We start from the raw sequence: 23,420 nt of genomic DNA, 5'->3' as shown, positions 1-23,420 counted from the left end.
GCCCGATGACGCAAGCGCTCCCCGCCATCCTGATCGTTGTTCCTTGCCTGAATGAAGCGGCCCATATCGGCGCGCTACTCGATCGGCTGCGGCCATCGGCCGCGAGGCTTGGTGCCAGGATCGTTGTGGCCGACGGCGGCAGCACCGACGGCACCCTGGCCATCGTGACCGATATCGCTGGCAAGGATTCGCGGGTTACGCTGCTTCACAACAATCGGCGCATCCAAAGCGCGGCGATCAACCTCGCGGTGGCGACCTTCGGCGAGGGTGCCGACTATCTCGTCCGGATCGACGCGCATGGCGGCTATCCCGAGGATTATTGCGAGCGGCTGGTCGAAGAGGCTTTGGCCACGGGCGCCGATTCGGTTGTCGTCTCGATGCTCACAAGCGGCAGCGGCGCCGTTCAAAAGGCTGCCGCTGCGGCGCAGAATTCCAGGCTTGGCACGGGCGGCTCCAGGCACCGGCATCTTTCAGCCGGCGAGTGGGCCGACCATGGTCATCACGCGCTGATGCGGATATCGGCTTTCGAAGCCGTCGGCGGCTATGACGAGACCTTCAGCCACAACGAGGATGCCGAACTCGACTATCGGCTGAAACAGGCTGGCTACCGCATCTGGCTGAGCGGCAAGACAAGGATGGTGTACTATCCGCGCACCTCATTGAAGGGTCTCTATGTCCAGTATCTAGGCTATGGCCGGGGCCGCGCCAGGAATGTGCTGAAGCACCGGGTCGTCCCCAAGGTCCGGCAGATGGTGCCGCTGCTTGTGTTTCCCGTCGTTCTCCTGTCGGTCCTCTCTTTCGTGCATTGGCTGGCGGCGGTGCCGCTTCTGCTTTGGGCGTCGGTGTGCCTGGGCTACGGTCTGTGGACGGCCATTCGCCAACGCAATCCCGATATCGCGCTGGCGGGCATCTCGGCGATGATCATGCATCTCGGCTGGTCCGTCGGCTTCTGGCTGCAGCTTCTGCGCCTCGGTGCCCGGCGCGAGGTGGCCTGATGGCGGGCAGGAACCGGAGTATCGACATCGGCGTATGCACGTTCCGCCGGCCGGAACTGGCCGACACGCTGCGCTCCCTCGGCGCCATGGACGTGCCCGAAGGGTTCGACGTGCGTATCATTGTCGCCGACAATGACGACACGCCGAGCGCCCGCGACTTGGTAGCGGCGCTGTCAGCGGAATTGTCGCTGCCGGTCATCTACCGGCATTGCCCGGCGCGCAACATTTCGATCGCGCGCAACGCCTGCCTCGATGCCAGCTCGGCCGATCTCGTCGCCTTCATCGACGATGACGAGACGGCCACGTCCCGCTGGCTGGCCGAGTTGGTAGAGACCTCACAGTCTAGCGACGCCGCGGCCGTGCTCGGCCCCGTCAGAGCGCTTTATCGGCCCGACGCGCCGGACTGGATGCGAGAGGGCGATTTCCACTCGACCTTGCCCGTCTGGGTGCGCGGCGAGATCCGCACCGGCTACACCTGCAATGTGCTGCTCAGGACCGGCGCCGACAGTCTGCGTGGCCGGCGCTTCAGCCTGGCCCGCGGCCAGACCGGCGGCGAGGACACCGAGTTCTTCGACCAGATGCACAAGGCCGGCGGTCGCATCGCCTTCGCGCCCGAGGCCTGGGTGGACGAAATGGTGCCGCGCTCCAGGGCCGCGTTCGACTGGCTCGGCCGCCGCCGCTTCCGTGTCGGCCAGACGCATGGTCACCTGCTAGGCAGCAGCGCCGGCGGCTTCGGCTTAGCCCGGCAGGTTCACCTTGCCAGGCAGGTTGGTCTGGCCTTTGCCAAGGCGATCTACTGCTTCGCCGTCGCGCTTCCGGTTGTCGTCGATCCGGTGCGCAGGAACCGCAGCGTGCTGCGCGGCATCATGCATGTCGGCGTCGTCAGCGGCCTTTTGGGCGTTCGCGAAATCCGCCTCTACGGCCAGCCGTCGCCGCAGGGAGGCAAGCGTGCCTGACGCCAGCCTGGTACCCGATGTTTCCTTCGTCATCGCTGCCTACAACGCCGAGGCAACGCTGGACCGTGCGATCGGCAGCGCCATCGCTCAGAAAGATGTCAGCGTCGAGATCATCGTCGTCGACGACAAGTCGAGCGACGCGACGCTGGACGTGGCGCGGGCCTACCCGCCGGAGATCGTCCGCGTCGTCGCCCTTGCCGGCAATCGGGGCCCAGGAGGGGCCCGCAATGCCGGTATCGAGGCCGCACGCGGCCGATGGATCGCGGTTCTCGATTCCGACGACGCGGTCTATCCCGGCCGGATCGCCGCCATGATCGCGCGCGCCGAAAAGGCGGATGCCCAGATCGCCGTCGACAATCTGCGGGTCATCGGCGAGGACGGTGTCGCCGGGGATGCGATGTTTCCGAGGCAATATCTGGAAGACCTGCGCGAGATATCGCTGGCGACCTACATCGCCGGCAACATCGTCTTCGAATCGACCTTCAACCTCGGCTATCTTAAGCCGATCTTCCAGCGCCGTTTCCTGGATGAAAACCGGTTGCGCTATGATGAGAAACTGAGGATCGGCGAAGACTACATCCTGCTGGCCAACGCCTTGGCCAAAGGTGGCAGGTGCGTGGCCGAGCCCGATATCGGTTATGCCTATCATATCCGCGGCGGCTCCATCTCGCGCGTGCTCGAGCTTCACCATGTCGAGGCGATGCGCGAGGCCGATGCCGAGTTCGCCCGCGGCGTCTCTATGGATGCCGATGCACGGGCGGCGTTTGCGCGGCGCGCCCGCGGTCTGCGCAAGGCAATCTCCTTCCTGTCGATGGTCCAGCACATCAAGGCGCGGTCCCCGCTCAAGGCGATCGGGACGGCGCTCAGCGATCCGGCGGCGGTCGGCCACATGAGCATGCCGATCGCGGCGCGGTTTCGAAGAATGGCGGCAAGGTTTGCCGTCGGGGCGGGGAGATGAAGATGCAACTCGATGAAAGGACGGCCTTTGCCTGTGAAGAACTTGAATTCGGAGCGCTGGAATTGACCGTCGGCATGCTTCAGACATTCGTTCAATCGCACGAACGCCAGGAAGAAGCCGCATAATGCCCATGTTCCGGGAGCATTTTCAGAAAGCGGCGCCGCCGTGGGCGGGCCGTCCGTCGTCCACGGGGAAGCGTCGGCCATTCGCCATGATGCTGCCAACCATCGAGGCGCCTGCAAGCCGCAGCATGTTTCCAAAAGCGCGTTCCGGTTTTTGGAAAGGCTCATGCCTGAACACTGAGATGGAGCCTCATCCCGACCCTCGGATAGGGCACGCTATGGAATTGGACCGATCATGAATTATGCCAACTTCCCTCTCGACAAGAGAATGCCATTGCCGAATTCAGATCAGGAAAACGGCGAGGATTTTATCGATGTCGAGCAGTTGCTTGGCATGGCCGCGCGGCAAGCCAAGGCGGTCCTGGTGTGCGCCGTCATCGGCCTTATCCTCGGCGTGCTTTATTTGCAGACCACGCCACCCAAATACCAGTCGGCCAGCAGCGTGCTGATCGACGAAGGCCTGAACAAGATCGTCGACGACATCTCCGCGGCGTCGACGACGATGCAGACCGATTCCGCCATTTTGAGCCAGATCGAGATCCTGACCTCGACACGTCTCGCCGCGGTGGTCGTCGACAAGCTGAAGCTCGACCAGAACGACGCCTTCATGAACCCTCCCCAGTCGGCGCTTGCCACTGGTGTCGGCTTTGTCCGGGGGCTTATCCAGTCTGTCCGCCCCGGTTCGCCGGCCGACAGCGGTGACATCACCAAGGCCGACGCGGCCACGCGCGAGGCGATGATGGCCACGTCGCGCCGCGACTATGCGATCCTCAAGCTGCAGAGCGAGATCAAGGCCGAACGAGTTGGGCGAAGCTTTGTGATCGCCATCGGCTACCAGGCGACGGACCCGGCGCTCGCGCACGATGTCACCAAGGCCTATGCCGATGCCTACCTCGCCGATCAGCTCGATGCCAGCTTCGACGCCACCGAGCGCGCCGCGGTCTGGCTCCAGGGCCGGCTGACGGAACTGCGAGAGAGTTCCCAGGCAGCCTCGCTCGCGGTCGAGACATTCCGGGCTCAACACGGTCTGGCCGCCAACAGCGATGGCCAACTGATGAGCGACAAACAGCTTTCGGACCTGAACGCGCAACTCATCGTGGCGCAGGCCGACACAGCGCGCGCCAGCGCCCGTTACCAGCAATACAAGACGATCATCGAGAGCGGCTCCGACAACGCGTTCAACGATGCCGCCATATCGAGCGACCAGCCGAGCAGCTCGGTCATCTCGGCGCTCAAGACCCGCTATCTCGCCGTCTCCAAGCGGCTGCAGGATGTAGAGGCCAATTTCGGCTCCGAGCATCCGCAGGCGGTGGCACTCGCCAAGGAGAAGGCTGATCTATCGACGCAGATTTTCGGCGAGCTGAAACAGCTGACCGAAAGCTATCGCAACGAATACGAGGTGGCGCAGGCGCGCGAGACCGCGCTCCGGGCCAATGTGGCGGCGGCGCAGGGCAAGAGCTCCGTCGACAACCAGTCGCGCGTGCAACTTCGCGATCTCGATCAGAAGGCGACGGCCCTCACCACGCTTTATCAGACATTCCTCGGCCGCTATGAGGAGGCCGCGCAACAGCAATCCTTCCCGGTGGGCAAGATCCGCATCATTTCGGACGCCTCGATGCCGCGCACGGCCTCGAGCCCGCGCACGGTCGTAGTTCTCGGGCTCTCGTTGGTGCTTGGTCTGGTGATGGGCGCCGGCCTTGGCGGGTTGAACGAATTCAACGAACGGTTCTTCCGGACAGGAGAGGATGTCCGCGACCGCGTCGGCCTCAAATTCCTAGGCTATCTGCCTACAATCGGCGGCAAGCTCGGCAAGCAGGACAAACCGGGCGATAGCCGGGGTGATTCCAAAGCCGCCAAATCGATGGCGGCCGCCGAAAACCGGGCCCGCATGCGGGTGAGCATCGAGTCCCCCGCGTCGATGTTCTCCGAGACGCTGCGTAGCGCCAAGATCGCCTTCGACGTCGTCATGGAAGGGCAAGGCAGCCGCGTCATCGGCATCATCTCGGTGCTCCCTGGCGAGGGCAAGTCGACGGTCGCGGCGAACCTTGCCGGGCTGCTTGCCGCCAATGGTGCCAGGACGCTGCTCGTCGACGGCGATCTGCGCAATCCCGGCCTCAGCCGCGGCCTCGGCATGGAGGCCGAGCAAGGCTTGATGGAAGCGGTGGTGAGCGGCCAGACCTGGCAGTCGGTCGGCAAGATCGACCGGCAGACGAAGCTGGCGATTGTTCCGGCCGTGCCGCGCGGCCACTTTTCTCACACCAGCGAACTTCTCTCCTCGGCCGGAATGCGGCGTTTCATCGAGAACGCCAAGGAAACATTCGAATACATCGTCGTCGACCTGCCGCCGCTCGGCCCGGTCGTCGACGCGAAGGCCTTTGCGCCGCTGGTGGACGGTTTCGTCCTCGTCACCGAATGGGGGCGCACGCCGCGCGCGATGGTGCAGTCCTTGCTACATGCCGAACCCTATGTCGCAAACAAGATCGTTGGTCTGGTGTTGAACAAGGTCGATCTGAAAAAACTGGCCAGATACGGATCGTTCGGCGGATCCGAGAAGTTCTTCGACAGGTACTCGTCCTATTACCTGGAGAAGTCGGACGTGCGCGGCAAGGAATCCGTCTGACGCCGGATTGATGCCCTCAAAGGCTGAATCCGCGTTCCTTCAAGGCAGCGATGATCTCGTCAAGAATAACCGGATCGTCGATGGTCGCCGGCATCGTCCAATCTTCCCTGTCGGTGATCTTCTGCATTGTTCCGCGCAGGATCTTGCCTGACCGCGTCTTGGGCAGGCGCTTGATCGTCACAACGGTCTTCAGGGCGGCGACAGGACCGATACGCTCCCGCACCAAGGCGACCACCTCATTCTCGATGAGACCGAAATCGCGCGCGACACCGGCGTTCAGCACCACGAAGCCGAGCGGCACCTGGCCCTTCATCGCATCGGCAATGCCGATCACGGCGCATTCGGCGACGTCGGGGTGGGCGGACAGCACTTCCTCCATGGCTCCCGTCGACAGGCGGTGGCCGGCGACATTGATGATGTCGTCGGTGCGGGCCATGACATAGAGATAACCGTCCTCGTCGACCATGCCGGCATCGGCCGTCTTGTAGAAGCCGGGGAACTCCTCGAGATAGGCTTGGCGAAAACGCTCATCCGCATTCCACAGCGTCGGCAGGCAGCCGGCCGGCAGCGGTAGCTTGACCACCACATTGCCCAGCGTGCCGCGCGGCACTTCGTGACCGGCATCGTCAAGCACCCGGATGTCATAGCCTGGCATAGGCACGCCCGGCGAGCCGTATTTCACCGGCAACACGCCGAGGCCGACCGGGTTGATCGTCATCGGCGAACCGCTCTCCGTCTGCCACCAATGGTCGATCACCGGCACGTTCAGCTTCTGCTCGGCCCATTTGATCGTGTCGGGATCGGCGCGCTCGCCGGCCAGGAACAGCGTGCGGAATTTCGACAGGTCGTATCTGGGAATGAAGTCTCCCTTCGGGTCCTGTCCCTTGATGGCCCGGAACGCCGTCGGCGCGGTGAACAGCGCGACGACGCCATGGTCGGATATCACCCGCCAGTAAGTTCCGGCATCCGGGGTGCCGACGGGTTTGCCCTCGAACAGCACGGTGGTGCAGCCATGCAGCAGCGGCCCATAGACGATGTAGGAATGACCAACCACCCAGCCGACATCGGATGCCGCCCAGAAAACCTCGCCCGGCTTGACGCCGAACTCGTTCTCCATCGTCCATTTCAGCGCGACCATATGGCCGCCATTGTCACGCACGATGCCCTTCGGCTGGCCGGTCGTGCCCGACGTGTAGATGATGTAGAGCGGGTCCGTGGCGAGCACCGGCACGCAGTCGACATTGGCGCCGGCCGCGCGCTCGCGCGCGACGGCGTCGGCGTAGTCGATGTCGTAATGATCCTTCAACTCGCAGCGCAATTGGTCGCGCTGCAGGATCAGGCAGGCGTCCGGCTTGTGCCGCGACATCTCGATCGCCTTGTCGAGCAGCGGCTTGTAAGCAACGACGCGGCCGGGCTCCAGGCCGCAGGAAGCCGAAATGATCAGCTTCGGCTGGGCGTCGTCGATGCGGGTGGCAAGCTCGTGCGAGGCAAAACCGCCGAAGACGACTGAATGGACGGCGCCGATGCGGGCGCAGGCCAGCATGGCGAAGGCGGCCTCCGCGACCATCGGCATGTAGATGATGACGCGGTCGCCCTTGCGGATGCCACGGTTTTTCAGCACCGAGGTCAGGGCCACCACCTCGCGTTTCATCTCGGCATAGGTGAATTTCCGGACCTGGCCGGTAATGGCGCTGTCATGGATCAGCGCAATCTGGTCGGCGCGGCCGCCCGCGACATGGCGATCGATGGCGTTGTGGCAGGTGTTGCAGGTGGCGCCGGTAAACCAGCGTCCGTAGACGCCGGCGCCGGCATCGAAGACCTTGTCCCAAGGCGAGTACCAGTCGATGGCCTCGGCCGCGTCCGCCCAGAATTTTTCCGGATCGCGTTTCCAGCCGTCATAGACCTCGTGATAGCGTGAAGCCATCCGTGCCCTCCCCAGGAACGATTTGCTGTCTTTGGGAACAGCCTAAGCTGTTTTTTTGGAGCATGTCTTCCCTGATTTTCATCTGCAGGGAAACATGGGTATGGCTGGACCGGGGACCTGCTCGCCGCAGGGCATCGGCCACGGGTTCGATCGGCGCCAATCGCCGTAGCCGGTCAGCCTTGCCGACAGGTTCGCCGCCGAAGCCGTTCTGAGATTCGAAAATGCCGCTTGTTCTAGATGGGCAAGGCCACGAGCATGAGGCCGACGCCGCCGGCAATCAGAAGGGCCGCCGCCAACGCTTTCCTGTGCCGTTCAAAGCTCGTCGGAGCCCGCTTCCAATTGTAACGCATAGTGTACCCCCCAAAGAACCCGGTCGATATTACCTTACTCTAGGGAAGAAAATCAACCAGCCGTCCCGTTGCCGGTCCACGCGTCGACCTCTCGCGCTGAACCCTTTTCCAGAAACGGTGCCGACGGGAGAAGGCTGGCAAGCTGGGATATCTTGGCCGGAAAAGCACCGGCCGCAGCCATACCGGCCGCCGGCGGGTTGAACTGTCGGACCGATAGACAGCGTCCCACCGCCGCGCTATCTGCATTCTTGGGATATCGATTGCTTGGTGGGAGTCGGAATGGAAATCGCCTCTGGAACGGTTCTGCGGCTGGCGGATGACGCCTCTGTTCAGCATGTCGGTGACGGCGCCGTCGTGCTGTTGGCGCGCAGCGGCCAGCTCTATACATGCAATGGCACGACCGAAGCCTTTCTCGACAAGGTGGACGGCCAGCGCAGCCTCGATCAGATCGTCGGCCTGCTCAGCGAGGAGTTCGAGGTCGACAAGGGTACGCTCGACGAAGACATGGCGTCGCTGGCCACGGATCTGCTTTCCGAAGGCATCCTCGCCGCTCCTGTTGAATGACGGTGACGGGTTCTCTCCTGCGCGCCCTGTTTCGCTGTCACCTCTGGGCGAGCGCGCGGCTCATGCCGTTGCTGGTCCGGGGACGCAGCTTCGAACAGGTGCTTAGATGGGCGCCTCTTGCCTCTCCAACCCCCTATCGCGGCTTGCCCGCCGCTTACATCGTGACCAGCGTCAACCGCACCGTGCGCCATCCCTGGCTGATGCGCGACCGCAGATGCCTGCGGGAAGGGCTGCTTGGCCATCGCTTCCTGCGCCTGGCGGGTTTCGATCCGGAGCTGCGCTTCGGCATCGACCCTCGATCCATGGATGCGCAGCGCCTGTCGGCCCATTGCTGGGTATGCCTCGACGGCAGGCCGGTGGTCAGCGACAGCCTGCCAGGCATGGTTGAGATCTATCGTCACCACGCAGCTTCGCGCCAGGCGCGACCAGCTTGACCGGGCCTTCCGCGTGTTACGACCTCAATGGTCGCGTCCTCGGTATCCATGCCGAAAACCCTGGCCTGTTGCGGATTTTCGACAGGATGCTCGGCAGCCTGCGCGTTGCCGAAACCGCCGGGCCAAATTTCCGCCTGCGCATCGGTGAAACCGAGCCGCTGGACGAGACGCCAAACGGATCGCTGGTCTTCGACGGCGAGATACCGGACGACGGCTTCTGCCGGATGATCCAGGACGGCGGCACCATCCACCTCATTTTTCCCGCCCGCCAGACCGCTTCGATCAATGGCCAGGAAGGGTGGGCCGAAATCCGAACCCGTCCCGGCGTGCAAGCGCCGTGGACGCCCTCGATGCTGGTGCTGGATTCGGCACTCGACGCAGGCGGCCAGCACATGCTGCACACGGCGGGTCTGACGCTGCCTGGCAACGAGGCGGTGGTATTGATCCACGCCCCCAGCGGCACCGGCAAGACGACCACGTCGCTGGCGCTGGCGACACAAGGTTTCGGCCTGTGCTCGGACGACGCCATGATCCTGGATGCCGCTTCGGGCAGCGTCGTTGCCTGGGGTCTGCCGCGCGCGGTCAAAATCCACCAGAAGACGGCACAAATGATCCCGCAGGTCGCCCCATGCCTCGGCCCGGATTGGGATCGCAATGGCGAACAGCCCATCGCGCTCGAACGGCTGAGCGAGATCGTGCGCGTCGACAACGCGGCCGCCCGGCCGGTGGCCGCGCTGCTGCACCTCGCGCGATCGGCCGACAGCCAGAGCCGGCTCGTTCCGATGGCTCGCACCGACGCGATGGTGGCGCTGGCAATGGACAATGTCCGCACCGGGATGACCGGCCTGCTGCCACTGCAGAAGCGCCGGCTGGAAACCATCGCCAAGCTGGTTTCGTCGGTGCCGACCTTCAGGCTGGAGGTCGGCGCTCGTCCGGCGGACAGCGCCTCCCTGATCGGCGAAGCCCTGGCGTCGCGCGACTGAGCGATCGGGTCAGGCGGCTTGCGGCCTGGGCTTGGCCAGCCGCTGGATCCAACGGAAGACATCGCGGCGCAGCCGCGAGCCGATCTTGTCCCTGGAATTGACCCGGAGCAGCGTGTTGGCGGTGATCAGCCGCTTGGCCAATCGGATCGAGAGGTCGGGCTTGATCCGGCCGGCGAGTTCAAGTGCGCGTCGCTCGCCGAACAGTCGGCCGGTTACGTCGAGCACGATCGCCAGCTCCAGTTCGATGCCTGTCATTCGGGCAGCGTCAAGCACGCGGGCTTCCTCTTCAGGAGTTTGCAGCGATCTCACCCCTTGCAACACGTCGACGCAAAGCTGTAGGCGGTGGAATTTGTGACCGCCGGCGGCATGCACGATAGCAATCGTCAGCAGCGCCGCCGGCGTGTCGGTCGCCTCGCCATCGATGATGCCCAGCTCGCGGAACCCCAGCGACAGCCGCCGCCGCATGCCGGTGTCGTGTACGAGATCGCCATGCAGTTCGACCAGCAGGCTGGAGTTTTCCTTTTCCAGCCATTTGAACTCCTGCAACTGGTAGGATCCGGCCTCGTCGCCGCCGAGCTCGAAACCGCACGCCGCGATTACCTTGTTGGCCCGCGACAGATTGGCGGGCTCGACGAGGATGTCGATGTCGGTAAATGGCCTGTCGGCCGCGTGGCGATAGAGCTTTCGCGCGAAGACCGGCCCCTTGACGATCCGCGCCGGAATGGCCTCTTCCGCCAGTCCCTTCATGATGCGACCACCATGGAATTGGAGCAGCATCGATTGCCCGGTGGCGATTGTTGCTTTGTGGCGCAGATCCTCCAGCCTGGCTTGCAGCGCCGAATCTCCGGGCAGATGCGCATCGCCGCGCTCCCTGAGCTTGCGCAGCATGATCGGCAGGACGCCATGGAATTCCGCATTATCGAGGAGGGCACACAACGTCTTCGCCGACATGGCATCCTCGACCGCCGGGGCAGCCGGATCGGCGTAGCGCAGCAGCAATCTTTCTTCAACGGGAGCGAGGTGTGGCAGCATCAACCTTGGACAGTCATGGCGGAAGAATCTTCCGATGATTACAGAAAAGCCGGGAAGAGGCCAACACCGTGCCGTTGGCTGCGCGCATCCCGAAGCTTACGCAGGCTGCGCCGACCTGCCGGAGAGGTGCAACGCGGCCATGAAGCATGTCATCAGGCTGACGCGATCTTGACAGCCGCCGCGAAGGCCTCGGCAACGGCATGGGCTCCGGGATCAATCACGCCCTGGAGCTTGGCGCCTATATAGGCGGAACGCCCGGCCTTTGCCTTGTCCATGGCCGAGGTGGCTTCGGCGCCGACCCGTGCCGCTCTTGCCGCCTCCTCCAGGCCATTGGCGTCGAGCGCCTTCAGCGCCGGCTCAAGCGCATCGATCATGGTGCGGTCGCCGGGGCTTGCGCCGCCGTAGAAGGTCATACGTTCGAGACCTGAAAGCAGTGCGTTGGCCAGGCTTGCGCCACCTGAACGGGCCTGGGCCGCGGCCGTGAAGAAGATCGACAGCAGCACTCCGCTCGAACCGCCCATGGACGAGCTCAATATATCGCCCATCGCGCCCATGGTCGCTGCAGGATTGGCAAGCGGCAGTGTATCGAGCCGTTCGAGGATGCTGCGCGCGCCGGTTGCCACCGTGGAGCCTGTGTCGCCATCGCCCGACTTGGCGTCCAGTCCGTTCAAGGCGGCTTCAAGTGAGATAAGTCTTTCGCACACCGCGACGATCAGGCGCCTCGTACCAGCATCCTGGCTTGCCCTATGCGAGGCGGGTTGTTCGGCCGCTTTCACGATGGGCACGACAACTGGTGCTGCAATCGGCTTCGCCGGCATCCAAGCGTGCGGCCCCACCGGCGCCAGCAAGGCTTCCTGGCGCGCCGCATCCAGCCGGATCAGCGACAGCGAGAAGCCATTCATGTTGAGCGCCGTCATCAGCGGCCCAGGGCCGATCGTCATCTTGACGGACTTGGCGAATGGCGAGCCAAGCACCGCATTGGCGATCAGTGACATTTCGAGCGGCGGCACGGATCCCAGATTGTTGATCAGAAGCGCATAGGCAGCCCTGGGATCAAGCCGTTCGGAGAGGCGCTCGGCCATGATCGCAACCAGCCTGTCGGCGCTCTGCACAGCGATGCGCTCGACACCGGGTTCGCCATGGATGCCGAGGCCGAGCTCACCATCGTCTGCGCCGAACCTGTCCTCATGCGGTTGGCCCGGAATCGAGCAGGACGACAGCGACATGCCAAGCGAAACGATGTCCTTGGCTGCTGCCCGTGCGACCGCCGCGATCTCGGCGAGGTCATGGCTGGTCTCCGACAAATGGCCCGCTATCTTGTGTACGAACAGCGTGCCGGCAACGCCGCGCGGCTGGTTGATGTCAGGCAGGGCAATGTCGTCGGCCACGATCACCATCTCGACGGCAAAGCCTTCCGCGCGCGCCCTCTCGGCCGCCAGACCGAAATTAAGGCGGTCGCCCGTGTAGTTCTTGACGATCAGCAGGCAGCCCGCCGGACCGGTGACCGCGCGAATGGCCGCCAGCACCGCTTCGACGCTGGGCGAGGCAAAGATCTCGCCCGAAACCGCGGCCGTCAGCATGCCCTTGCCGACAAAGCCGGCGTGCGAGGGCTCGTGGCCCGCACCGCCGCCGGACACGACACTGACTTTCGACTTGTCCCAGTCGGCGCGCAGGATGACCTTGATTTCGGGATAGCCGTCGAGCCGCACGAGATCGCCGGCGCCGCTGGTCCGCAGCAGCCCATCCAGCGCCTCGCTGACGATCGTTTCCCTGCGATTGAAAAAATGCTTCATTGTATCCCCCCGATCATCCGCAATCGTCACTCATTCCCAACGCCGGTTGCAAGCTCGATTTGAAGATCGTGCGAAACCGCGTCCGTCGCGAATGCGCCAAGCAATCAGTCTAAGCGCCTGGCGCTCACCATCACTGTCCGGATCGGCGGTGCCGGCGGCAGCAGCGCGCGGACGTCGGCGAAAGGAAAGGTCGGCTCGAAGCGAAACGCTTCCGCCAAAGAGCCCTGAACGCCGTTGCACTGTCCGGCGCGAAATTCGTTCTGCGTTCGCGCGATATCGACGAAGCGCTCCGGATCCTGCGACTGATGCATTCGGATCGCCGCAGCCTTGATGTCGGCATGGGCGGAAATATCGACATAATGCGTCGGGGCAAAGCCGGTGCCGCCCATCGTGTCGGCATGCAGAACCGGAACTGCGAACGAGGCCGCGATGCGCACCCCATCCGACAGCGCGCGGTGGTCGCCGTGATAGTCGTTGGGCGCGTGCGTGATCGCCAGGTTCGGACTCGTCTCGGCGATCAGCGCCTTGAGCGCCGCGATCAGCGCGGCATCGGCGACCAGCGCGCCATCGGGGAAGTCGAGGAAGCGTAGCTCGGCGCCGAGCAGGCCGGCTGCCTGGCTTGCCTCCTCCCGGCGTGCCCGGGAAAGCGCCGCCGGATCGCCCATGCCGCCCTTGGCGCCGTCCGTGGCTATGGCAAAAACCAGTTGTGCGCCTTGCGCCGCATAGGCGGCCATCGTACCGAACATGAAGATCTCGATGTCGTCAGGATGCGCGCCGAGGGCCAGTATCTTCAAGTCTCTCTCCCCCGGAACGGAAACACGTGACGAACGGTATCCTGCTCGCCCTGATCGCCTACGCAAGCTATTCGTGCGGGGACGCCGTTGTCAAAAGCCTGGGCGGGCAGTTCACGGTATTCGAGATCGGCTTCTTCTCGACATTGTTCGCCGGCTGCTTCTTGTTCTTCAGCAGGCCGGCCAATGAGCGCTGGCGTGACTTCTGGCGTACGAACCGGCCTTGGGCCGTGCAGGCCCGCGCTTGGGCCGGCATCGCGTCGGGCGTGCTCAGCGTCTATGCCTTCACCACCATCCCGCTGGCGGAAGTCTATGCGCTGGTGTTCCTGGCGCCGCTCTGCGTCACGATCCTGTCCACCATCATTCTCAAGGAGAAGGTCGGCCCGTGGCGATGGCTGGCGGTCGTCTTCGGGTTCGCGGGCGTCATGCTCGTCGTCAGGCCGGGTTTCCGCGAATTGCAACTTGGCCATCTCGCTGCCTTCACCATCGCGTTCCTGGCCGCCACCAATGTCATCCTGATGCGGTCGCTGGCGCAGGAGGAAAAGCGCACCACGATGCTGGGCGTGCTGGTCGGGTATGGGCTGCTGTTCAATGGCATCGGCGCCGCAGCCACCTCGTTCACGCTTCCCGATGCAAGGCAATTGGTGTGGCTGGTGATAGCCGGCGCCTTCACCGCCGGCGGACAGCTGCTGCAATTGCTGGCGGCCAAATACGCGCCGGCAAACCGCGTCGCGCCGACGCATTATTCGCAAATTATCTGGGCGGTCATCCTTGGCGCGCTGTTCTTCCAGGAATATCCCGACTGGCTGTCATTGGTCGGCCTCGCGGTCGTCGGCGGCTCCGGCCTGCTGACGATGGTGCGCGAGGAGGCGAGGCTCGGCACGGTGCGCTGGAACCCGTTTTCGCGCACCAGGCTTTGAGCCGGTTGCACGGACATGGTGACCGCTGATATGCGACCGCGATGACCACGAAACCCCTGCCAGAACTTCCGGTGTCAGCCGTGCTGGCGGCGCTGGGCGAAGCGCTCGGCCATGGCAGCAGCGCCGTGCTGGTGGCCCCGCCGGGCGCCGGCAAGACGACGCTGGTGCCGCTGGCACTGCTCGACGCGGACTGGCTGGGTGACGGCAAGATCGTGCTTCTCGAACCGCGCCGGCTCGCCGCGCGGGCGGCGGCGCGCCGCATGGCCGACTTGCTGGGGGAGGAGCCGGGCGCCACGGTGGGCTACGCCATGCGCATGGAGAACCGCAGCTCGGCCCGGACACGGATCCTCGTCGTCACCGAAGGCGTGCTGGCGCGTATGATCCTCGACGATCCCGACTTGCCTGGCGTCTCGGCGGTCATCTTCGACGAATTCCACGAGCGCTCGCTCGACGGCGATTTCGGCTTGGCGCTGGCGCTTGACGTGCAGGGCGCGCTGCGGCCGGACTTGCGCCTGCTGGTCATGTCGGCGACGCTTGACGGCGCGCGCGTCGCCAAGCTCTTGTCCGGCGCGCCGGTGATCGAGAGCGAGGGTCGCGCCTTTCCCGTCGATATCCGCTACGACGAACGGCCGGCTGGCATTGCCGTCGAGGACGCCATGGCCAAGGCCATCCGCGCCGCGCTTGCCGATGAGAGCGGCAGCGTGCTCGCCTTCCTGCCCGGCCAGCGCGAGATCGAGCGCACTGCCGAGCGGCTGGCGGGCAGGGTCGGCGGCGATACCGACATCGTCCCGCTCTATGGCCAGCTCGACGGCAAGGCGCAGGACGCCGCGATCAAGCCGGCGCCCGCGGGCCGCCGCAAGGTGGTGCTGGCGACCTCCATCGCCGAGACCTCCATCACCATCGATGGCGTGCGCGTCGTCATCGATTCCGGCCTGTCGCGGCTGCCACGCTACGAGCCGGCCAGCGGACTGACCCGATTGGAAACCGTTCGCGTCAGCAAGGCCTCCGCCGACCAGCGCGCCGGCCGTGCCGGGCGAACGCAGGCCGGCGTCGCTATTCGGCTGTGGCGGGCGGAGCAGATGGCGGCACTGCCAGCCTTCACTCCACCTGAAATCCTCGAAGCCGACCTTTCCGGCATGCTTTTGGATTGCGCTGCCTTTGGCGTCTCCGATCCCGCTCGCCTAGCCTTCCTCGACACTCCGCCCGCGCCTGCGCTCAACGAGGCAAGGGCGCTGCTGCGCGCGCATGATGCCATCGACGAGGCAGGTCGCCTGACGCAGTCAGGCGCAGCGATGCGCAAGCTCGCCTTGCCGGTCCGGTTGGCGCACATGGTCGCCGAGGCCGCCCGGAACGGCCATGCCGCCGAAGCGGCGATGCTTGCCGTACTGCTCACCGAGCGTGGCCTCGGCGGGGAGGGCGCCGATCTTGAGCGGCGGCTAGCCAGGTTCCGGTCCGAACGATCGCCGCGGGCGACAGCCGCACGACAACTGGCCGAGCGGCTGGCCAGCCAGGCCGGAGGCGTGCAGAACGGCCAGCTTGTTGCCGCCGGTCTCCTGCTCGTCCACGCATGGCCCGACCGCGTGGCCAAGGCGCGTGGCGAGCGCGGCCGCTTTGTCCTGGCCAATGGCTCCGGCGCCATGGTCGACGCCGCCGACCCGCTGGCGGGAGAGCCATTTCTGGTGGTCGCCGATCTGCAGGGCAAGGCGCAGAACGCGCGCATTGCGGCGGCGGCGCCGATCGGCGAGGACGATATCCGCGCCACGCTGGCCGACCGGATCGAGACGCGAAGGCAGACGAGCTTCGATCGCGAAAAGCGAGCAGTGCGCGTGCGCGAAACAGTGCGCCTCGGCGCCATCACGCTTGCAGAGCGCATGCTGCCGCCGCCGACCGGCGCAGAAGCCGACCGCGCCATCCTCGATGCCTTGCGCGAGCATGGGGTTTCTTTGCTGACCTGGAGCAAGGAGGCGCAGACGCTGCGCCAGCGCCTTGGCTGGCTGCATCGCGGTCTTGGAGAACCCTGGCCCGATATGTCCGACGCGGCTCTGCTCGAGCGCCTCGACGATTGGCTGCTGCCGTTCCTGTCGGGTGCTGCATCTTTTGCCGCGATCGATGCCGGCGCTGTCTCGGCCGGGCTGGCGACGCTGGTGCCGCATGGTTTGCAGCGCAAGATCGACACATTGGCGCCAACCCATTTCAACGCGCCCTCGGGCAGCCATGTGCCGATCCGTTATGACGGCGAATGGCCGGTGCTGGCCGTGCGCGTGCAGGAACTGTTCGGACTCGATAGCCATCCCTCGATCGCCAACGGCACCATGCCGCTGACGCTCGAACTCCTGTCCCCGGCGCATCGCCCGATCCAGACGACGCGCGACCTGCCGGGCTTCTGGCGCGGCTCCTGGGCAGAGGTGCGCGCCGAAATGCGCGGGCGTTATCCCAGGCATGTCTGGCCGGAAAACCCGCTTCTCGCCGCCGCCACGGCCCGGGCCAAGCCGCGCGGGACCTAGCGCTTCGGCCTCCGCGGCTGTAATCCATGGCCATGATCAACGTTTTGCGTTCTCCCGACTTCCAGCAGAGCCAGAGGCTGCGGCTAAACACGCTGATCCGGCTGCGCTGGCTCGCCATTGTCGGCCAGAGCGTGACGGTCGTCTTTGTCGCCTATGGTCTGAAGTTTCCGCTCCCGGTCAGCCTCTGCTTCGCGCTGATCGCCTGCTCGGCCTGGATGAACCTGTTTCTCGCCTTCCGCTTTCCCGCGGCGCACCGGCTCACCCCCTTTGCGGCCTTCGGCATTCTCGTCTTCGACAGCCTGCAGCTTGCCGGCCTGCTCTACATAACCGGCGGCCTCACCAATCCATTCGCGCTGCTGATGACCGTGCCTGTCGTCATTTCGGCGACGTCCCTGCCGCTGCGCCTGACCGCCATTCTCGGCGTGCTGGTGATGTCGGCCGCAACCCTGCTGGTGTTTATCCATCTGCCGCTGCCCTGGTATGACGGTGCGCCCCTGGAGATGCCCTTTATCTATGTCGCCGGCCTATGGATGGCGGTGCTCTCCTCGATCGCCTTCACCGCCATGTACGCCTTCCGCGTTGCGGCCGAGGCGAGGCTTCTGGCCAACGCGCTTGCCGCCACCGAACTCGTACTGCAACGCGAGCAGCATCTTTCGGCGCTCGATGGACTTGCCGCGGCCGCCGCGCATGAACTCGGCACGCCGCTGGCCACCATCGCCCTTGTCGCCAAGGAGATGGAAAGGGCGCTCGGCAAGGACCCGGTCTATGGCGAGGATGTGACCCTGCTTCGTTCGCAGAGCGAACGCTGCCGGGAAATTCTCAAGCGCCTGACGAGCCTGTCGTCCGAGGGCGAGGCGCATCTCTCGCGCCTGCCGCTGACCTCGCTGGTCGAGGAGGTCACCGCCCCGCATCGCGATTTCGGCATCTCGATCAAGCTTCGTCCCGGCGAGCGTAAGGGGGCTGAACCGGTCGGACGTCGCAACCCCGGCGTCATCTACGGCCTCGGCAATCTGGTCGAGAACGCGGTCGATTTCGCCCGCGAGAGCGTCAGCGTCCGCTGGAGTTGGGACGAGGCCACCGTGAGCTTCTCGATCATCGACGACGGACCCGGTTTCCCCGCCGAGATCATCGACCGCATCGGCGAGCCCTATATGTCGACGCGACAGGGCAACGAGGCCGGAGGTGGCCTCGGCCTCGGCCTGTTCATCGCCAAGACGCTGCTCGAACGCTCGGGTGCCACGCTCGATTTTCGGAATTCGAGCGGCCTGGGCGAGGGCGCCGTGGTCAACATATCCTGGCCGCGCAGCGTCTTCCTCAATCCGGAAGTGACATCCGCCAGTATGTTCGACACCGCCTGATGACGTTTGAAGCTCTTAAAATTGGACAATGAAGGCACGGAAGCCTATTTGCGTAAAATTAAGGCAGCAGGAATTTCAAACATTATGACTGGCGAAGAACATATTGGCGCAATGGTCGAAGGCGACGACACCTCGTTGCTCCTCGTCGATGACGACAAGCCGTTCCTGACGCGCCTGGCCCGCGCCATGGAAGCGCGGGGCTTCGTGGTGGAGACGGCAGAGAGCGTCGAGGAGGCGGTCGCCAAGGCGCGCTCCAATCCGCCCGCCTACGCCGTGGTCGACATGCGCCTGGGGGACGGCAACGGCCTCGACGTGGTCGCCGCCATCCGTGAGAAGCGCGACGACTCGCGCACCATCATCCTGACCGGCTACGGCAATATCGCCACGGCGGTGACCGCCGTGAAACTGGGGGCGGTCGACTATCTGTCCAAGCCGGCCGACGCCGATGACGTCTTCGCAGCACTCACCCGCACGGCAGGCGAGCGCGCCGCGCCGCCGGAAAACCCGATGTCAGCCGATCGCGTCCGCTGGGAGCACATCCAGCGGGTATACGAAATGTGCGAGCGAAACGTTTCCGAAACAGCGCGCCGGCTTAACATGCATCGCCGCACCCTACAGCGCATCCTGGCCAAGCGCGCCCCGCGCTAGGATCGCCAAAAACGCGGAGCAATTGCTTCGAACCAGTTTCTCTATGGCGGAGCATTCCGTTGGAGAAGTCGGCGCCGCCCCTCATCGCCCTGCCGGGCACTTCTCGCGTATAGTGTGGGGGGAGAAGGGGGCTGGCCGCAATTTCGGCGTTCACCTGAAACGCTGCTGATTGGCCAAACTGCCGGCAAGAGCGTCCCTCTCCCCGTCACTTACGGGGAGAGGATGCCGGCAGGCAGGTGAGGGGCAGCGCAAACGCTTGTAAGAGAGACTAATCGGGCAAAGTCGGAATTTGCATCTTAACGGAGGCGACATGCAGGACCTGAAGCAGCGGCCGGTTTCCGTCCTGCGCGCATTCCTCGACGGCGAGGCTGCCGGGGGCATCATCCTTATGGCGGCTGCTGCCCTTGCACTGATCGTCGCCAACTCGCCGCTGGCAGAGACCTATTTCACCGCCCTGCATGCCTATCTCGGTCCGCTGTCGGTCTCGCACTGGATCAATGACGGGCTGATGGCCGTGTTCTTTCTGCTCGTCGGGCTCGAGATCAAGCGCGAGATGCTGGACGGCCAGCTGTCGTCCTGGTCAAGGCGCGCATTGCCGGGGATCGCCGCCGCCGGCGGCATGCTGGTTCCAGCACTGGTCTACGTCGCCATCAATCGGGGCAATACCGCCGCGCTTTCCGGTTGGGCCATTCCCACCGCCACCGACATCGCCTTCGCGCTCGGCGTTCTGTCGCTGCTCGGGAGCCGCGTGCCGGCCTCTTTGAAAATCTTCCTCACGGCGCTGGCCATCATCGATGATCTCGGCGCCGTCATCATCATCGCCATCTTCTATACGAACGGCCTGTCACTGGCCTATCTCGGCGCGGCCTTTGTCGTCATCGCCCTGCTTGCCCTGCTCAACCGCATGCGGGTGATGACGCTTCTGCCCTATCTCGTGCTTGGGGTCGTGCTTTGGGTGCTGGTGCTGAAATCCGGCGTCCACGCGACACTTGCCGGCGTCGCCCTGGCGCTGACCATCCCGCTCCAGCGCACCGCGGGTACGGGCCATGATCTCGATCGCTCGCCGCTGCACCGGCTCGAGCATGGCCTGCACAAGATCGTGCCCTTCGTCGTTATCCCGATCTTCGGCTTTGCCAATGCCGGCGTCTCGCTCGCCGGCCTCAGCCCTAGCGCACTGGTGGAGCCGCTGACTCTAGGCGTTGCCGCCGGCCTCGTCGTCGGCAAGCTGGTCGGCGTGTTCGGCTCCTCTGCCCTCGCCATACGGTTCGGTCTCGCCGACCTGCCGGCCAATGCCACATGGTCGCACATGGTCGGCATCTCGCTGCTCTGCGGCATCGGTTTCACCATGAGCCTGTTCATCGGCCTGCTCGCCTTCGCAGGCGACGTCGCTCTCCAGGATGCTGTCAAGGTCGGCATCCTCGCCGGCTCCTTCATCGCCGCCATCCTCGGCGCCGTGGTGCTGCTGATGGCGCCTGTCGCAACCGGTACGGACAAAGCGGAAGAGTAGCGCGCTACTCGCTCTCGCCGTCCGACGCCGGGACCGACACACCGGCGAGTTCCGCCGCCAGCAACCGCGAAGCGCCGGCGCGCGCAATGCGCAGCATCAGCGCCTTGCGCGTCGCCGCCGCCATGCGGTGCTCGGGCGCGTCGCGCATGATCTCGGCGCCGTAGCCGTCGGAAAGGATGAAGCCGCATTCCTGCGGAAAGATATCCGAAGGCACGCCGGGATGCGTGGCGAAGAAGAAGCGGTCCGAATGCAGCCGATAGTCGGGCCATTTTCGGTCGACCCGGAAATCCTCGATCGACGACTTGATCTCGATGATCCAGATGTCGCCCTGACGGGTCAGCGCGACAAGGTCGGCGCGGCGCCCGGTGGCTAGCGACAACTCCGGCAGCACATGCGCGCCCATCTCCCGCAACAGCCGCTGCACCCCGCGCCGCACCAGCATGGCGCGCTCGGACTGACGACCGTCGATGAGCGGGTTCAAGGGAATCGGAGACACGATTGGCATGCCGGCAGCATGCCAGATTCTGTTCACGGTTTGAACCTGTTTCTGCGGTGCGGTTCGTCTTGTGATGGAGTTCGGCGGCCGAACTTGAGCGTCCGGCGACATCGCCCGGTAGCCGAACGGCGCCGCCCTGGACGCTGCTCAGCCATTTATTGCCAAGGCGAATGCGAAAGGCCCAGCCAGGCAGTCATCCCAATCAAGGCTACCAGTAACAGATATTCCAGCGCCGTTCGTAGCAGAGGCGGTTTCTTCAAGGCAATTCCATCTGCGCGCAGGCACTGATCCCTGCCGGCATCTGCGTTCCAAGCGTCCGCTCGGAGGCAAGCCAGCGCTAATATAACGGAAGGGCATCAGATTAGTTTCGTCGCAAAACCGGTGAAGGTCTCGGCTAAAGCGAAACCGGTCAGGCTTGCGCGGTAAGGCCGGCGGACGGCTCTGCTCCCGCCATGTCGTCGAGGATCGGGCAGTCCGGACGCTGGTCGCCATGGCAGGCGTCGATCAGTGTGCGCAGGGTCGAGCGCATAGACTGCAGTTCGCGTACCTTGTCCTCGATCGCCTTGACATGGGCGGCGGCGATCTCGCGCACATCGTGGCTGGCGCGGCTTCGGTCCTGGTAGAGCGCCATCAGCTGGCGGCAATCGTCGATGGAAAAGCCGAGATTGCGGGCCCGCCGCAGGAAGGCCAGCCGGTGGATGTCGTCGCTGGAATAGTCGCGGTAGCCATTGTCGGCGCGGCGAGGGCTGATCAGCCCGATCTCTTCATAGTAGCGGATAGTCTTGGCCGGCAGGCCTGAGCGCTTGGCTGCATCACCGACATTCACGGCGCATTCCCCTTTTCAGGCATGTGGTGCGCTTGGGCCATTGAATTTACTTCACAATCCTGTGAGGCCTGTTGCCGAAATGCCATAGTGATCCGCTTACCCGCGCGTCAGTTCCCACATATAGGCATCGTGCGCTTGGCAAGCAAAGCAAATGACAGCATGAATGTCGGCGAGAAAGCGGCCGACTCGTGCCGCTGGTTGGACGGGCATCGGATCACCACATGCGCATGAAGTCGTTTGCTATTGTCGCCGCCCTGGCGCTGTCCTCTGCTATTGCCGGTTGCAGCACAGTCGGCTCGCAGTTGTTCACCAACGACTACGCCGCGGTCAACGACGCCGGCTACCAGCTTCCGCGCATTCCGATCGAGAAGGTGCCGATGAAATACCATCGGCAGGAAGTGAACTACGACAGCAACGAGCGACCCGGCACGATCATCGTCGATACGCAGAATAAGTTCCTCTACTTCATCGAGGGCGACGGCCGCGCGATCCGCTACGGCATCGGCGTCGGCCGCGAGGGCTTCGAATGGCATGGTACTGCCCACATCGCGCTCAAGCGCGAATGGCCGACCTGGACGCCGCCGCGCGAGATGATCAAGCGCCAGCCCGAACTGGCCCAGTACGCCGATGGCATGGAGCCTGGGCTGCACAACCCGCTTGGCGCCCGCGCGCTCTATCTGTTCAACAAGGGCGGCGACATGGGCTACCGCCTGCACGGCAGCCCGGAATGGAATTCCATCGGCAAGGCGATGTCGTCCGGCTGCATCCGCCTGATCAACCAGGACATCATCGACCTTTATGACCGCGCCTCCGTCGGCGCCAAGGTCATCGTGATGTAAAGACCAAGATCCCTGGCGGGATCATGGTCTGGCAGGAAGACAAGTTTCGTACGCGGACCGTCTAGGCAACAACGGACGTCCCAAGCAGAAAACCGGGCAATCTGGCCCGGTTTTTTGTTGTCTGCAAAGCGGATGGGAAACGGTCTTTACGAGACCTGTTCGACCTGCTGCACCTCGGGCACGAAATGCCGCAATAGGTTCTGGATGCCGTGCTTCAGTGTCGCCGTCGACGACGGGCAGCCGGCGCAGGCGCCTTTCATGTGCAGGAAAACCGTGCCGTTCTCGAAGCCTCGGAAGGTGATGTCGCCGCCATCCTGGGCGACCGCCGGGCGCACCCGCGTGTCGAGCAGCTCCTTGATGGTGACCACGAGTTCCTCGTCGGCCTTGTCGTAGAACTCGCCGGTCTGGCTTGTCTCGGCGGCAGGGCCTGCCTTGGCCATGACAGGCGCGCCGGACATGAAATGCTCCATGATGGCGCCGAGGATAGCCGGCTTCAAATGTTGCCAGTCGGGACCATCCTTGGTCACGGTGATGAAATCATAGCCGAAGAATACGCCGGTGACGCCGGGGATTTCGAACAGCCGGCCGGCCAGCGGCGAGGCCGCGGCGGCCGCGTCGGCGTCGCGGAAATCCGCAGTGCCTTCCAGAAGCACTTCCTTGCCCGGCAGGAATTTCAGCGTCGCCGGGTTTGGCGTCGATTCTGTCTGGATGAACATGGCCGTCTCCGTGCCCGTCTGGGGCAACCAGTTTGGAATAATTCTAAATAGGCCGAGTCAGCCGGACATTCAAGCGAACAGATT

The 23,420-nt window shown here is 64.5% G+C and carries 21 protein-coding genes; 14 read left to right on the top strand and 7 right to left on the bottom strand.

What is annotated here, in order from left to right; genetic code table 11:
* The first annotated feature begins 5 nt into the window (after nt 1-5).
* From LB513_RS11960 to LB513_RS11945, 5 genes are all read left to right on the top strand, one after another.
* Nucleotides 6-995 (top strand): glycosyltransferase family 2 protein, encoded by a 990-nt coding sequence (locus LB513_RS11960; RefSeq protein WP_224663715.1) that lies wholly within the window; start codon nt 6-8, stop codon nt 993-995.
* Nucleotides 995-1,951 (top strand): glycosyltransferase, encoded by a 957-nt coding sequence (locus LB513_RS11955; RefSeq protein ID WP_224663714.1) that lies wholly within the window; start codon nt 995-997, stop codon nt 1,949-1,951. The genes LB513_RS11960 and LB513_RS11955 overlap by 1 nt, the downstream gene beginning before the upstream one ends.
* Nucleotides 1,952-1,958: 7 nt before the next feature.
* Entirely contained in the window at nt 1,959-2,909 is a 951-nt protein-coding gene (locus LB513_RS11950; protein ID WP_224663956.1) for a glycosyltransferase family 2 protein, read from the top strand.
* Between the two features lie 2 nt (nt 2,910-2,911).
* Nucleotides 2,912-3,034 (top strand): hypothetical protein, encoded by a 123-nt coding sequence (locus tag LB513_RS25180; protein ID WP_263482087.1) that lies wholly within the window; start codon nt 2,912-2,914, stop codon nt 3,032-3,034.
* A 232-nt stretch (nt 3,035-3,266) separates the two neighbouring features.
* Complete coding sequence (locus LB513_RS11945; RefSeq protein WP_224663713.1) at nt 3,267-5,651, top strand: polysaccharide biosynthesis tyrosine autokinase; 2,385 nt, start codon at nt 3,267-3,269, stop codon at nt 5,649-5,651.
* Between the two features lie 16 nt (nt 5,652-5,667).
* Here the strand turns inward: LB513_RS11945 and LB513_RS11940 are convergent, their stop codons facing one another.
* Nucleotides 5,668-7,575, bottom strand: coding sequence for a propionyl-CoA synthetase (locus LB513_RS11940; RefSeq protein ID WP_224663712.1), 1,908 nt, complete (start codon nt 7,573-7,575; stop codon nt 5,668-5,670).
* Nucleotides 7,576-8,204: 629 nt separating this feature from the next.
* Here LB513_RS11940 and LB513_RS11935 point away from each other — a divergent pair.
* The 3 genes from LB513_RS11935 to LB513_RS11925 are packed head-to-tail and all read left to right on the top strand — an operon-like array spanning nt 8,205 to nt 9,906.
* Entirely contained in the window at nt 8,205-8,489 is a 285-nt protein-coding gene (locus LB513_RS11935; RefSeq protein ID WP_224663711.1) for a PqqD family protein, read from the top strand.
* A complete protein-coding gene (locus tag LB513_RS11930) occupies nt 8,486-8,923 on the top strand; it encodes a lasso peptide biosynthesis B2 protein (protein ID WP_224663710.1) in 438 nt (145 codons plus the stop codon). Before LB513_RS11935 ends, LB513_RS11930 begins: the two co-directional genes overlap by 4 nt.
* Nucleotides 8,920-9,906 carry a serine kinase gene (locus LB513_RS11925; RefSeq protein WP_224663709.1) on the top strand — a complete coding sequence of 329 codons (987 nt, stop codon included), beginning with the start codon at nt 8,920-8,922 and terminating at the stop codon, nt 9,904-9,906. Before LB513_RS11930 ends, LB513_RS11925 begins: the two co-directional genes overlap by 4 nt.
* A 9-nt stretch (nt 9,907-9,915) precedes the next feature.
* Here LB513_RS11925 and LB513_RS11920 read toward each other — a convergent pair whose 3' ends face one another.
* From LB513_RS11920 to LB513_RS11910, 3 genes are all read right to left on the bottom strand, one after another.
* Nucleotides 9,916-10,938: a nucleotidyltransferase family protein gene (locus LB513_RS11920; protein WP_224663708.1), complete on the bottom strand. Its 1,023-nt coding sequence runs from the start codon at nt 10,936-10,938 to the stop codon at nt 9,916-9,918.
* A 152-nt stretch (nt 10,939-11,090) separates the two neighbouring features.
* Nucleotides 11,091-12,731 (bottom strand): dihydroxyacetone kinase subunit DhaK, encoded by a 1,641-nt coding sequence (locus tag LB513_RS11915; protein ID WP_224663707.1) that lies wholly within the window; start codon nt 12,729-12,731, stop codon nt 11,091-11,093.
* 104 nt (nt 12,732-12,835) lie between these two features.
* Nucleotides 12,836-13,525 (bottom strand): PIG-L deacetylase family protein, encoded by a 690-nt coding sequence (locus LB513_RS11910; RefSeq protein ID WP_224663706.1) that lies wholly within the window; start codon nt 13,523-13,525, stop codon nt 12,836-12,838.
* 26 nt (nt 13,526-13,551) lie between these two features.
* On the opposite strand from LB513_RS11910, the gene LB513_RS11905 reads away from it, so the two are divergent.
* The 5 genes from LB513_RS11905 to nhaA all read left to right on the top strand — a co-directional run bounded on the left by LB513_RS11905 (nt 13,552) and on the right by nhaA (nt 20,459).
* Nucleotides 13,552-14,442: a DMT family transporter gene (locus LB513_RS11905; RefSeq protein WP_224663705.1), complete on the top strand. Its 891-nt coding sequence runs from the start codon at nt 13,552-13,554 to the stop codon at nt 14,440-14,442.
* A gap of 41 nt (nt 14,443-14,483) precedes the next feature.
* Nucleotides 14,484-16,946, top strand: a complete 2,463-nt coding sequence (gene hrpB / locus LB513_RS11900; protein ID WP_224663704.1) for an ATP-dependent helicase HrpB — start codon at nt 14,484-14,486, stop codon at nt 16,944-16,946.
* Between the two features lie 26 nt (nt 16,947-16,972).
* Nucleotides 16,973-18,304 carry an ActS/PrrB/RegB family redox-sensitive histidine kinase gene (locus tag LB513_RS11895; RefSeq protein ID WP_224663703.1) on the top strand — a complete coding sequence of 444 codons (1,332 nt, stop codon included), beginning with the start codon at nt 16,973-16,975 and terminating at the stop codon, nt 18,302-18,304.
* A gap of 84 nt (nt 18,305-18,388) precedes the next feature.
* A complete protein-coding gene (locus LB513_RS11890; RefSeq protein WP_224663702.1) occupies nt 18,389-18,952 on the top strand; it encodes an ActR/PrrA/RegA family redox response regulator transcription factor in 564 nt (187 codons plus the stop codon).
* A 310-nt stretch (nt 18,953-19,262) separates the two neighbouring features.
* Nucleotides 19,263-20,459, top strand: a complete 1,197-nt coding sequence (gene nhaA / locus LB513_RS11885; RefSeq protein WP_224663701.1) for a Na+/H+ antiporter NhaA — start codon at nt 19,263-19,265, stop codon at nt 20,457-20,459.
* A 4-nt stretch (nt 20,460-20,463) separates the two neighbouring features.
* Here nhaA and LB513_RS11880 read toward each other — a convergent pair whose 3' ends face one another.
* Together LB513_RS11880 and cueR are read right to left on the bottom strand one after the other, a co-directional pair.
* Nucleotides 20,464-20,964: an MmcB family DNA repair protein gene (locus tag LB513_RS11880; protein ID WP_224663955.1), complete on the bottom strand. Its 501-nt coding sequence runs from the start codon at nt 20,962-20,964 to the stop codon at nt 20,464-20,466.
* Between the two features lie 400 nt (nt 20,965-21,364).
* Nucleotides 21,365-21,781: a Cu(I)-responsive transcriptional regulator gene (gene cueR, locus LB513_RS11875; protein ID WP_224663700.1), complete on the bottom strand. Its 417-nt coding sequence runs from the start codon at nt 21,779-21,781 to the stop codon at nt 21,365-21,367.
* A gap of 221 nt (nt 21,782-22,002) precedes the next feature.
* Between cueR and LB513_RS11870 the strand changes: the two genes are divergently transcribed.
* Nucleotides 22,003-22,620 carry a L,D-transpeptidase gene (locus LB513_RS11870; protein WP_224663699.1) on the top strand — a complete coding sequence of 206 codons (618 nt, stop codon included), beginning with the start codon at nt 22,003-22,005 and terminating at the stop codon, nt 22,618-22,620.
* Nucleotides 22,621-22,766: 146 nt separating this feature from the next.
* Here LB513_RS11870 and LB513_RS11865 read toward each other — a convergent pair whose 3' ends face one another.
* Nucleotides 22,767-23,336, bottom strand: a complete 570-nt coding sequence (locus LB513_RS11865; protein WP_224663698.1) for a NifU family protein — start codon at nt 23,334-23,336, stop codon at nt 22,767-22,769.
* Nucleotides 23,337-23,420: the final 84 nt, after the last annotated feature.

The organism is Mesorhizobium sp. ES1-1 (genome assembly GCF_020164785.1).
In the GTDB taxonomy this organism is placed as follows: Bacteria; Pseudomonadota; Alphaproteobacteria; order Rhizobiales; family Rhizobiaceae; genus Mesorhizobium.
Note: the sequence above shows the minus strand (reverse complement) of the source record. Positions and strands in the feature narration are given on the sequence as shown.